The sequence below is a fragment of the Actinoplanes utahensis genome (assembly GCF_016862455.1).
Classification (GTDB): domain Bacteria; phylum Actinomycetota; class Actinomycetes; order Mycobacteriales; family Micromonosporaceae; genus Actinoplanes; species Actinoplanes utahensis.
The window spans coordinates 22,605-32,917 of the sequence record NZ_BOMZ01000123.1 but is presented as its reverse complement, the minus strand read 5'-3'; the positions used below and the strand labels follow the sequence as shown (position 1 = coordinate 32,917).

Annotated in this window: 12 protein-coding genes; 6 read left to right on the top strand and 6 right to left on the bottom strand. The window is 71.6% G+C overall.

The window, feature by feature from the left end:
* On the top strand, positions 1–556 hold a 556-nt coding region (locus Aut01nite_RS42460), incomplete at its 5' end, for a hypothetical protein (protein ID WP_204037945.1).
* A gap of 668 nt (positions 557–1,224) precedes the next feature.
* On the top strand, positions 1,225–2,004 hold the full coding sequence (locus tag Aut01nite_RS42455) for an LLM class F420-dependent oxidoreductase (protein ID WP_084000195.1): 780 nt from the start codon (positions 1,225–1,227) through the stop codon (positions 2,002–2,004).
* Positions 2,005–2,113: 109 nt separating this feature from the next.
* Here Aut01nite_RS42455 and Aut01nite_RS42450 read toward each other — a convergent pair whose 3' ends face one another.
* Complete coding sequence (locus Aut01nite_RS42450; RefSeq protein WP_043533639.1) at positions 2,114–2,389, bottom strand: hypothetical protein; 276 nt, start codon at positions 2,387–2,389, stop codon at positions 2,114–2,116.
* Between the two features lie 221 nt (positions 2,390–2,610).
* On the opposite strand from Aut01nite_RS42450, the gene Aut01nite_RS42445 reads away from it, so the two are divergent.
* Complete coding sequence (locus Aut01nite_RS42445; RefSeq protein WP_043533638.1) at positions 2,611–3,171, top strand: hypothetical protein; 561 nt, start codon at positions 2,611–2,613, stop codon at positions 3,169–3,171.
* On the opposite strand, the gene Aut01nite_RS42440 is transcribed toward Aut01nite_RS42445, so the two are convergent.
* Genes Aut01nite_RS42440 through Aut01nite_RS42425 form a run of 4 tightly spaced genes read right to left on the bottom strand, consistent with a single transcriptional unit; the run spans position 3,161 to position 6,681 of the window.
* Complete coding sequence (locus Aut01nite_RS42440; RefSeq protein WP_043533637.1) at positions 3,161–4,171, bottom strand: LLM class flavin-dependent oxidoreductase; 1,011 nt, start codon at positions 4,169–4,171, stop codon at positions 3,161–3,163. The two genes, Aut01nite_RS42445 and Aut01nite_RS42440, sit on opposite strands and share 11 nt — an antisense overlap.
* Before the next feature lie 45 nt (positions 4,172–4,216).
* Positions 4,217–4,582, bottom strand: coding sequence for a hypothetical protein (locus Aut01nite_RS42435; RefSeq protein WP_043533636.1), 366 nt, complete (start codon positions 4,580–4,582; stop codon positions 4,217–4,219).
* A 27-nt stretch (positions 4,583–4,609) separates the two neighbouring features.
* Positions 4,610–5,929 carry an FtsX-like permease family protein gene (locus Aut01nite_RS42430; protein WP_043533635.1) on the bottom strand — a complete coding sequence of 440 codons (1,320 nt, stop codon included), beginning with the start codon at positions 5,927–5,929 and terminating at the stop codon, positions 4,610–4,612.
* A gap of 2 nt (positions 5,930–5,931) precedes the next feature.
* Positions 5,932–6,681, bottom strand: coding sequence for an ABC transporter ATP-binding protein (locus Aut01nite_RS42425; RefSeq protein ID WP_043533634.1), 750 nt, complete (start codon positions 6,679–6,681; stop codon positions 5,932–5,934).
* Between the two features lie 96 nt (positions 6,682–6,777).
* Here Aut01nite_RS42425 and Aut01nite_RS42420 point away from each other — a divergent pair, with 96 nt between their 5' ends.
* Both Aut01nite_RS42420 and Aut01nite_RS42415 read left to right on the top strand, forming a co-directional pair.
* On the top strand, positions 6,778–7,398 hold the full coding sequence (locus tag Aut01nite_RS42420; RefSeq protein WP_043533633.1) for a TetR/AcrR family transcriptional regulator: 621 nt from the start codon (positions 6,778–6,780) through the stop codon (positions 7,396–7,398).
* 671 nt (positions 7,399–8,069) lie between these two features.
* The gene (locus tag Aut01nite_RS42415; RefSeq protein ID WP_043533659.1) at positions 8,070–8,867 is read left to right on the top strand and encodes an SDR family NAD(P)-dependent oxidoreductase; all 798 of its coding nucleotides are present in this window, start codon (positions 8,070–8,072) and stop codon (positions 8,865–8,867) included.
* A gap of 182 nt (positions 8,868–9,049) precedes the next feature.
* Here Aut01nite_RS42415 and Aut01nite_RS42410 read toward each other — a convergent pair whose 3' ends face one another.
* Complete coding sequence (locus Aut01nite_RS42410) at positions 9,050–9,655, bottom strand: hypothetical protein (RefSeq protein WP_052164656.1); 606 nt, start codon at positions 9,653–9,655, stop codon at positions 9,050–9,052.
* Positions 9,656–9,765: 110 nt separating this feature from the next.
* Here Aut01nite_RS42410 and Aut01nite_RS42405 point away from each other — a divergent pair, with 110 nt between their 5' ends.
* Complete coding sequence (locus tag Aut01nite_RS42405; RefSeq protein WP_043533632.1) at positions 9,766–10,218, top strand: hypothetical protein; 453 nt, start codon at positions 9,766–9,768, stop codon at positions 10,216–10,218.
* Positions 10,219–10,313 lie beyond the last annotated feature (95 nt).

Below are 10,313 nucleotides of genomic sequence, written 5' to 3'. Positions count from 1 at the left end.
GTGCGTCGATACCAACACGCCGATGAGCGAGGCGATCGACGTGTTCCGCGGCGTCAGGAAGGAGCAGGTCAGCAAACCTGAATGGAAGCCGGGCACGGAGTGCCGCAGCTGGACCATGCTCAACGAGGTCGGCGTCGCGGTGTGCGCCGACGCCAAGGGGATCTCGGAGATCGAGGTGCATGTGCCAGCCGGGCAGGACGTGTATCTGGCCTCCGACGGCGGCACCTTAACCTTCCCGAACACCCTGGCGGGGATCAGTAAGCAGCTGACCGACTTCACCGACTATCAGCCGTACGCCCTGGAAGAGTTCGACGGCGAAGGGGACTGGCGGCAGAAGCACTCCTGGCACTACCGGGGCTCTGAGGGCATCGTGCTCGCCGACATCCATGTCAACAACTCGACCAGCACGCCCTGGAACCTCCGCAATGACAACGGATGCGACTACCAGGGCATGCTGGGCAGGACCGAGAAACTCAGCGTGCAGTTTGTGGAAGTCACACGAGCCGGCGAGGACCAGCTACCCGGCGAGGAGTGCCCCGCGGTGTACGTGAGGTAAGGGCGGCCGGGTTCGCCGCCGATAGGGTCGCTGGCTGCCCAATCCGGTTGGGCGTCCGGGTTTGCCGGGGCCGGCATGGTTGCGTGGACACGACCGGAAGGGGCCCGAGTAAGGTGCGGCCTTTCCGCTTCTCGGCGGAGTCAGTGAGCCGAGGGTGCGAACCGGGAGGCGCGTTCGGCGCGTGTCGTCGCGACGAATCAGGGCGTGAGCGTGGCCTGGACATCGGCGCATTGCCTGCGGCGATGCCTGCAGGTGCAGCGTGACACGTGCCGCTGAGTCCGGCCGTGGTCCCGGTCGGCGGAGTCTTCCTCGCGCTGACCACAACTCCGGACAACCACCGCCGACCGCGGTCGGAGACCTTTCCTAAACCTTCTCTGGGGACCCGGAATCAGACGAATCGACCGCAACGCCGACCAGGCCCGCAAGGGTATCGACCCGGCGATGTGGGAGTACGCCTGCCGGGGCAGCGAGACCGTGGGCTGGGCCGGGCATCCACAGCACCACACGAAGCGATCCGATGCGGGTGACGCATCTATTGAACGGGTAGGCGGAACGACATGCTGTCGCTGCGGGGCGGTCGACGGATCGGAGCGAGGACCAGTCTCGTCGGCCAGCCGGTTCCTGGCGCTGTTCGGCGATGCCCGCCAGACGCCTGACAAGAGCAGCTCATGCAACTCTCGCTCGACACGGGCATCGACTGGCGCCAGTTCAACCTCGCATCACCGCTAAGATCTATCCCGAGGCCCCGGCCCACGGGGACTTGTCGTGTGACTGGATGTGGTAACAGAACAAACTGGGACCACTTCTATCCGCTTTCCGGTGAGCCGGACGGCCTGCACTTCGAGTGCTTGACCATGCTCGCCGCCTGGGCCGAGTCCACCTCCCGGGTGGAGATCGGCGCACTGGTGGCCTGCAACAGCTACCGCAACCCCGACCTGCTCGCCGACATGGCCCGCACCGTCGACCACATCTCCGAAGGCCGCCTGATCCTCGGCATCGGCTCCGGCTGGTTCGAACGCGACTACACCGAGTACGGCTACGAGTTCGGCACCGCCGGCGGCCGCCTCGACGACCTCGCGACCGCGCTCCCCCGCATCGAGTCGCGCTGGGAGAAGCTGAACCCGAAGCCGACCCGCGACATCCCCGTCCTGATCGGCGGCGGAGGCGAGAAGAAGACCCTGCGCCTGACGGCCAAGCACGCCGACATCTGGCACAGCTTCTCCGACCCGGAGACCCTCGAACGTAAACTCGGCATCCTCCGCGGCCACTGCAACGACGTCGGCCGCGACCCCTCCGAGATCGAGATCTCCGTCATGGGCAACACCGAGAACCGCGACAGGATGTACGAGCTCGGCGCCCGCCTCTTCACCATCCACACCGGCGGCCCCACCCCCGACCTCACCGAACTCCGCGAGTTCCTCACCTGGCGCGACAAGCTCAACGCGTAGGACCCCGATGGCGAGGATCGACGGGGGTGTCGGCTGACGCCCCGTCGATCCTCGTCTTTCGCATGCCGGGCTCGGGCACGACGGCTTCCGTCCGTCGGCGGACAGCTCGTCAGTAGTCCTTGTCGTCTTCCTCGGAGAGCTCGAGCAGGACGTCGGCCGCATCGTGGTTGCCGTTCGCGGCCAGACGCCTCAGCTCGTCCATGTCGCCCCGTTCACCGGCCAGCTCCACGAGCTGTGCAGCCGCGTCGGCGCTGCCCTCGTCAACGAGACGGCGCAGCTCGTCCATGTCGCCGCGTTCACCCGCCAGCTCGACCAGCTCGCCGATGGCGTCACCGTCGCCCTGCGCCGCCCGGGCCCGCAGCTCCGTCAGATGGTTGTCGGTCATCGTGGCCGCCCCTGTCCGTCGAGTCGTCGTCCTTCCGCTGCCGAGCCTCCGAGCATCGGCCGGCCGATGATCAAGCTCGGTGTTCGGTGGTTCCTCGAGCTTGTGCTTTCGTAACGTGCTGCGCCGTACGCGTCAAGAAGTCGCCGAGGGGTCTGCGGGAGCCGGCCGTCATCGGTTAGCGTCCATCCCGCTGCTGTCCGGCCGTCACCGAGGGGACCCCGATGCACGAGTGCTCCGACGGCATCCCGCTCCGCGATCCGCAGGGCCCGTTGCCCCCGTGGTGGGGGTTCGTCCTCGCCGTGGTGTTGGCCCTGCCTCCCTTCGCCGGGTTCCCCCAGCTGTTCCACCTCATGGGTGGAGCCGTCGCCCTCACCGTCACCCTGCTCGTCGAGGCGGCGATCGTGGTCGCCACCGTGGCGTGGTTCCGCCGGAAGATTCGTGACCTGCCCGCCGGGCCGTTCCTGGCCGGCATCCTGTGCCCGCACGGTGTCCAGCTCACCGATCCGGTTTCGGCCGGCCGGCTGCTGACCTGGCCGGAGATCGGGGATCTCCAGGCCGTCCGGGCGGGTCTCCGGACGGTCGTGGTCGTCCGGCCGGCCCGCTCCGCCGGGCGCACCGGTCTGCCGCCGGCGTCCCGCCTCGTCGGGCATCGCGCTGTCCCGGACGATCCGGCCTGGCTCTGGCTGGGGTTCCTGCTCCCGTTCCGGGTGGGGCGAGTCCGGGCCGCGGTGGAGACCTGGCGCGCGGTGAGTTCCGCCCCGGCCGGCCGGCTCAGCGGGTAGCGGCTCCCGGCCAGCCGAGGTGCGGGGCGATCAGGGTGGCGGTGTCGGCGAGGATCTGTTCGTAGTCCTCGCGGTCGAACTCGTACGGCAGTTCCAAGCGCAGCGCGGTCGCGGTGGCCACGACCGGGTCGGCGTGCAGCCGTTCGACGATCTCGGTGGCCGTGCCGACCATGTCGGGAGCGAAGAGGGTACGCCGCTCGCCGTGCGGTTTCCGGGTGCGGTCGTGCCGGCTCCGCGCGTACTCCTGGTAGCGCTTGCGGGTGCGGCGGTCGGCGCCGTCCAGCGGCACGATCACCCGGCCGACCGCGATCGGGCCGGCCTGCTCGAACGCCGAGAACTCCGCGATGAGCTGCGACTGCGCGGTCACGAAGTCGTCGCTGCGCTCCCCCGACACGATGTTGCCGGTCAGCAGGCCCAGCCCGTTGGCGCCGGCCCAGCGGACCGAGCGGGAGCTGCCACCGCCGTACCAGATCCGCCCTTCGAGACCCGGACTGTACGGCTGGAGCCGGGGCCGCTGCGTGTTGCCGGGCGAGTGGATCACCGTGTCCGGGCCGCCGAGGTATTCGCCGCGCAGGTTGGCGAGGAGCCGCTCGATCCGGCCGTACCCCAGGTCGAAGTTCCGCCAGTCGCCGTCGAAGACCAGATCGCCGAGGAGGTCGGCGTGCGGCGGCGGGCCCGCGCTGAAACCGATCTGCAGGCGCCCCCGGGACAGCACGTCGGCCAGCGAGAGGTCTTCGGCGAGCCGGAACGGGCTCTCGTACCCGATCGGGATGACCGCCGCGCCGAGGTGGATCCGGCTGGTCCGCTGGCTTGCGGCGGCCAGGAGGACCGCCGCCGAGCCGACACCGTGTTCCAGGTGCCGCTGCCGGATCCAGGCGCCGTCGAAGCCGAGGCCCTCCCCGTAGACGAACAGGTCGAGGGTCGCGTCGAGCCCGCTGAACGGGTCGTCGTCCGGGAAGTTGCCGGGGGTGAGGAACGCGAGGGATCGCAGGCTGCCCATGGGATCGACTCTATTACCTATGGACTCAATAGGATATAGCCCGCGTCACCGATAGCCGACGTAGACGACGACCTGCCCGGCCCGGATGTGCGATCCCACGCTGACGAACGCGGGGTCGGTCAGTGTCGGCGGCTCGTTCCGCCACTCCGCCACGCCCATCTCCCGCGCCAGCTCCTCGGCCGTCTGTCCCGCCGCCGGCTGCAGGGTCAGGCTCCATCCGCAGCCGCCGGACCCGCACGACCGGGTGTCCTCGACCACCGTCGCACCGGCCGGCACCTCCGGGATCCGCCATCGCGGCGGCATGCTCAGCTCGGCTCCGAGCGTCGCCGTCCCGAGGAACCGGCCGCCCCAGCAGCACGCCGCCAGCCCCGCCACGATCGACACACTCCAGAGGACGGTCCGGGATCTCATCGCGACAGGGTAACGACCGTGACGAACTCAGGCCGAGACCGCGACGGTCGCCGGGACTCGTACCGTCCGGACGGCGGTGACCAGGCCGGCCAGTCCGGCCGCCAGCGCCGCGACGGCGACGATGCCCAGCCAGGTCGGCAGGGCCTGGCCGGGCCAGATCCGGTCGGTGCGGACCGCGGTGAAGGAGAGGACGCCGGCGAGCGCGGCGGGGGTGCCGGCCAGGACCCCGGTGAGGACCAGCACCAGCGCCTCGGCGCCGACCATCCGCAGCACCTGGCTCCGGGTGGCGCCGGCCAGCCGCTGCTGCCCGAACTCCCGGCGGCGGAAGGCGGTGGCCGAGGCGAGACTGTTGATCAGCAGCAGGCAGCAGAACACCGTGACGATGCCGACGACCACCAGGTTGAGCGTCTCCAGGTTCCGGTCCTCGACCGAGCGGGTCAGGCCGGACCCGGCGATCGCGTCGCTCTCCACCGCCTGCAGGCACAGTGTCACGGTGGCCATGCCGACGAACAGGATCAGCGGCATCAGCACCCCGGCCAGCTCGGTGGCGCGGCGGCGCAGGTTGAGCACGGCCAGGTGCCCGCCGGCGCCGAACAGCAGCCGTAACGGGCCGCCGAGGGCCGGGATCAGCGCTCGCACCAGGGCCGGCGAGAACGCGGCCAGCCCGGCGGAGATCAGGATCGATCCGAAGGCGGGGGCGGCCATCAGCGCCGGCTCGGTGGGATCCATGGCGAAGGTGGCTCCGACACCACCCGCTCCGGCGGTGACGGCGAGCGCGCCGGCCACCGTCCGCAGCCGGTGGCGGCCGGGACGGCCGCGGGTCACCCGGCGGACCGCCAGCCAGGCCGCCCCCGCCGCCGCCGAAAGCGTGACGCCGAAGCCCGCGCCGAGCCCGATCGGCCCGAGGACGTGATCGACACCGGCGGCGACCTGGCCGGTCTCGTGGAGCCGGGCGACCAGCGCCCGCCCGCCGAGCACCGCGGGACCGACGGCGAGGAGGGCTCCGGCCGTCGCGACCAGCAGCGCCTCGCCGATCACCATCCGGATGATCTGGCCCGGGGTGGCGCCGGTGCGGCGCAGCAGATCCATCTCCTCGGAGCGCTGCCGCACGGTGAGCGTCAGCGTGGACGCGACGCCGAGCAGGACCAGCAGGGTTCCGTAGCCGCCCACCACGCCGGCGGTCAGGGTGAGCGACTCGGCGCTGCCCGGGTCGATGCCGGGTTGCTGCGCGGTGTCGTGCAGGGAGTTGAACAGGATCACGACGGCGGCGCCGAAGAACGCGGCGAGCAGGGTGGCGGCGAGGCGCCCGGGACGCTGCCGGACCGACCGGACGGCGAGAGCGAACATGGTCAGACCCCCGTTCCGACGGCCTGGTCGCCCAGGTGGGCGAGCCGTGCGGCGATGGCGTCGGCCGAGGGGCGCCGCAGTTCGCCCGCCGGGTCGAGCCGGCCGTCGGCGAGGAAGATCACCGAGTCCGCGTAGCTCGCCGCGACCGGGTCGTGGGTCACCATCACCACGGTCCGGCCGTGCCTGTCCACCGCCGAGCGCAGCAGCGCGAGCACGTCCCGCGCGCTGCGGGTGTCGAGCGCGCCGGTCGGCTCGTCGGCGAACACCACGCTCGGCGCGGTGACCAGCGCCCGCGCCACGGCGACCCGCTGGCGCTGCCCGCCGGACAGCTGATCGGGCCGGTGGTGCAGCCGATCCCCGAGCCCCACCTCCTCGAGCAGGGCGATCGCCCGGGCCCGGTCGACGCGCTTGCCGGCGAGGGTGAGCGGCAAGGTGGCGTTCTGCAGGGCGGTGAGCGTCGGCAGCAGGTTGTACTGCTGGAAGACGAATCCGATGCGCTCACGCCGGAACCTGGTCAGCCGGGTCTCGCTGCCGCCCGGCATCGGCTCGCCGTTCACCTCGACCAGTCCGGAGTCCGGCCGCTCCAGCCCGGCCGCGCAGTGCAGCAGGGTGGTCTTGCCGGACCCGGACGGTCCCATGACCGCGGTGAAGGACCCGGTGGCGAGGTCGAGGGACACCCCGTCCAGCGCCGTCACCGCGGCCTCCCCACTGCCATAGGCCCGCCGGACCCCGGTCAACCGCAATGCGCTCATGCCAATTCCTCCGAATCATCATTCGCCGAATGAGTGTTCGGCGAATCTGTAGTCGGTTATAGACTGTGCGACCGAGGGACGTCAAGGGAGGACGAGATGGGCGTACGGCAGAAGCGGGCGGCGGAGACACGTGAGGCGCTCAAGGCGGCGGCTCGCGCCCAGTTCGTCGAGCGCGGCTACCTGAACACGAAGATCACCGACATCACCTCGGCGGCCGGCCGAGCCACCGGCGTCTTCTACGACCACTTCAGCGACAAGGAGCAACTGCTCCACGAACTGTTGCGGGAGATGCACGACCAGGCCGGCGCCCACCTGACCGGCCCGCATCCCCGCGAGCACGACCTCACCGACCGGCAGGAGCTCCGCGACCACCTGGGCGCGAGCTGGCGGGTGATGCGCGACAACCTGCCGGTGGTGACCGCCCTGTTCGAGTCCACGATGTCCGGCGGCCCCGGATCCGACCGCGCCTGGCGCAGCCTCACCGGCGACACGGCCGTCATCCGCGAACACCTCGACTGGCTGCGCGAACGCGGTCACACCCTCCCCGGCGACCCCACCCTGATCGCCGCCGCCATCGGCGGCATGCTGTCCATGCTGGCCTACGCGGTCCTGCCCTCCGGCGCCACCGCCCTGTCCGACGACGAGATCGTCGACTCCCTCACCGCCTTCGTCCTGCACGGCCTGGCCGGCCCCACCGCCGCAGACCCCAACCCCTGACGATCACAACCGTGCTTCGGTACGCCGTGGGCCGCCCCCGCCGGACCCCACGTCCCGTGCCAGTCCACGCGAGGCGGTCCCGGCACCGGACCGCAACGCGGCCACCGGGCCGAATGCGGTGGTCGCGCTACCACCAGCCGCGCCCTCGGCGCTCCCTGACAGCCCCGACACAAGACAGCCCGCGATCCCCGCCGCGCCCTGCCCGGGGCAAGCCGATCCAGCCCGTAATCACCCCGGCACCCTGCCCGGGCAAAGCCGACCCAGCTCGCAATCACCACAGCACCCTGTCCGGGTAAGAGCCGACCCAGCCCGCAATCACGCAGCGCCCTGCCCGGGCGAAGTCGACCCGGCCGCAATTACCACGACACCGTGCCAGGGAAGCCGATCTGGCCCGCCCTCACGGCGACCACGGCGCAACCGGCTCGGGCACCCGTTCCTCCGCGAGGCGCTCCGCAGGAGGGAAGCCGGACCGGCATCCGTCCACTGTTCTCGGGCATCGCCCGCCGTAACCGAGTTCCCCCGGGTCAGGTGACCGACCCCGTGGGACTGCGGAGGCGCTTGGGCGGGAGGAAGTGGACTCGCCTCTTCGTACCGTCACGATCAGGGGGTTGATCTCCGACCCTGGACCCGTCATCACTGCGGTGATCGGCATCGGGCCGCATCATGGGTCGATGTCCGCCATCGTGCATCCATCGTTCGTCGTCACCGGGGGCGCCCAGGGGATCGGCCGGATCATCGCCGAGCGCCTGTCCGCCGAGGGGCACGTCGTGGTCCTTGACCTGGCCGAACGCCTCGCCGACGTGGGCTCCGCGACCGGCGGGCCGCGACCGGGCCGGCCGATCGCCGCCCGGCGCGGAGGTGTCACCCTGGTCAGCGGCGACGCCGCGGATCCGGCGGTCGCGCGGCGCGCCGCCGAGACGGCCGAAGCGGCCGGGCCACTGGCCGGCTGGGTCAACAATGCGGCGATCTTCCGTGACGCCGGGCTGGAGCGGGCCACCGCCACCGAGGTCCTCGACCTGGTCACCGCCAACCTGGCGCTCGCGGTGACCGGCTGCCACACCGCCGTGAACCACCTGCTCCGGCACCGGCGCCCCGGCGCGATCGTCAACGTCTCCTCGCACCAGGCGCAACGCCCGGTCCGCGGCGCCCTCCCCTACGCCACTGCGAAAGCCGCCGTCGAGGGTCTGACCAGGGCGATCGCCGTCGACCACGGGCCCGACCGGATCCGGGCGAACGCGGTGGCGCTCGGCTCGATCGTCACCGCCCGATTCGAGGAGTACCGGGCGGCGCATCCCGAGGTCGACACGCAGATGGCCGCGCTGCATCCGCTCGGCCGTCCCGGCACGGCGGAGGAGGTCGCCGACGCCGTGGCGTTCCTGCTGTCACCCGCGGCCGCGTTCGTCAACGGCGCGATCCTGCCGGTCGACGGCGGCCGCTCGGCGAACGGCCCCGACCCCGAGGCCCGGTGAGGCGCGGAATCCCCTGCGGATGGGCAGACGTCCAAGCCCCACCCCCGAGGCCCGGTCAGACACGGGATCCCCTGCGGATGGGCAGACGTCCAAGCCCCACCCCCGAGGCCCGGTCAGACACGGGATCACCTGCGGATGGGCAGACGACCAAGCGCCACCCCCGAGGCCGGAAAGACCAGCGGTCACGTGCGGGTGGGCAGGCGTCCGGGGGTGACGCGGCCGAGGCCGGAGGCGGCCGCCTCCTCGAAAGTCATCCGCAGCGCGGGGACGTCCAGGCTCAGGTGACGCAGCAGATCGTGATGCCGGGCCGCGGCGGCTCCCGGCCCGCTCAGCACGGTGCCGAGAGCGGCCTGATCGACGGGCCCGGCGGCGAGCAGGGTGAAGGGGGCCGGATCGTCGCCGTACGGGCCGTGCGGGCGCGGCTCGTCCTCGGAGTAGGCGCGGCCGAGCCGGTCGATCAGGAAAGGCACATCGTTCTCGTCCCAGTTCGTAATGGTGTGTCCTTGCTCGGAGTGGTAACCGTGCACCTTGCCGCCCGTATGGAAGATCGCGACGGAGAGCAGGTCCGGGTCGTACACCTCGAAGGACGCCGCAGGTCCACCGGTCGCCTCACTGATCCGGCACGCCAGGTGGTTGGCGGACGAGACGCCGTACCGAACCTCGGGCACGACCGCCCACCGGTCCTCCCCGAGCTCGACGACGACGGCTCGCTGCCGGTCCCGCGCCAGCACACTGCGCACCTTGGGGAAGGGTCCGGTCGCCAGCACGTTCTCATAGCTCAGCCGCATGGCCGTCGATGCTACGGCTCGCGGGCTGGTCCGGCAGTAGACCTGGCACCACCCTGAAGAGTAGAGCCCGCCGGATGTCGGGGCGGTGGGCCGCGGAGCACGATCGGAGCATGCGGAATTCACGGGAACGTGCACCGGCTGCCGTGCGAGCGGCCTTCGGTAGCTGGCTGGTCGCCGTGGGCGCGGGGGTGTTCGAGACCTGTTCCGTCGTGGCCCGGGAGGGGCTGACCGGGGACGTCGTGGGCGGCGCCGCGGTCCGCACGGCGGTGTTCGTGGTGGCGGTCGCCGTCGCCTGGCAGATGCGGGCGGGCCGCCGCTGGGCCCGTCTCACCCTGGCGGTGGGGCTGGGCGTGGTCGGCCTCGCCTCCCTGGTCGCCGATCCGATCGCCTGGCTGGCCGCAGGAAATGCGGTGCCGCGCCTGATCGCCGACAGCGGAGCAGCCGATCTGGCGTTCGGTGTCAGCCGCGGTGTCCACATCGTGGCCGTCCTGATCGGCGTCACGCTGATGTTCACTCCATCCGCGAACGCCTGGTTCCGCGTCCCGGTTCCGGCCCGGGCGTGACGACGGCCGGCAGGCTACCCGGCCCGGGCAGCGCGGCGGCTAGGTGGCAGACCGCCGCGCCGAAACCGGCGGCACACCACAGTGCGACCAGGCGG

What these genes read in the sequence shown, in the direction of transcription:
- Aut01nite_RS42455 (WP_084000195.1), top strand. Translation starts at nt 1,225, where the DNA reads ATGCAACTCTCGCTCGACACGGGCATCGACTGGCGCCAGTTCAACCTC.
- Aut01nite_RS42450 (WP_043533639.1), bottom strand. Translation starts at nt 2,389, where the DNA reads ATGACCGACAACCATCTGACGGAGCTGCGGGCCCGGGCGGCGCAGGGC.
- Aut01nite_RS42445 (WP_043533638.1), top strand. Translation starts at nt 2,611, where the DNA reads ATGCACGAGTGCTCCGACGGCATCCCGCTCCGCGATCCGCAGGGCCCG.
- Aut01nite_RS42440 (WP_043533637.1), bottom strand. Translation starts at nt 4,171, where the DNA reads ATGGGCAGCCTGCGATCCCTCGCGTTCCTCACCCCCGGCAACTTCCCG.
- Aut01nite_RS42435 (WP_043533636.1), bottom strand. Translation starts at nt 4,582, where the DNA reads ATGAGATCCCGGACCGTCCTCTGGAGTGTGTCGATCGTGGCGGGGCTG.
- Aut01nite_RS42430 (WP_043533635.1), bottom strand. Translation starts at nt 5,929, where the DNA reads ATGTTCGCTCTCGCCGTCCGGTCGGTCCGGCAGCGTCCCGGGCGCCTC.
- Aut01nite_RS42425 (WP_043533634.1), bottom strand. Translation starts at nt 6,681, where the DNA reads ATGAGCGCATTGCGGTTGACCGGGGTCCGGCGGGCCTATGGCAGTGGG.
- Aut01nite_RS42420 (WP_043533633.1), top strand. Translation starts at nt 6,778, where the DNA reads ATGGGCGTACGGCAGAAGCGGGCGGCGGAGACACGTGAGGCGCTCAAG.
- Aut01nite_RS42415 (WP_043533659.1), top strand. Translation starts at nt 8,070, where the DNA reads ATGTCCGCCATCGTGCATCCATCGTTCGTCGTCACCGGGGGCGCCCAG.
- Aut01nite_RS42410 (WP_052164656.1), bottom strand. Translation starts at nt 9,655, where the DNA reads ATGCGGCTGAGCTATGAGAACGTGCTGGCGACCGGACCCTTCCCCAAG.
- Aut01nite_RS42405 (WP_043533632.1), top strand. Translation starts at nt 9,766, where the DNA reads ATGCGGAATTCACGGGAACGTGCACCGGCTGCCGTGCGAGCGGCCTTC.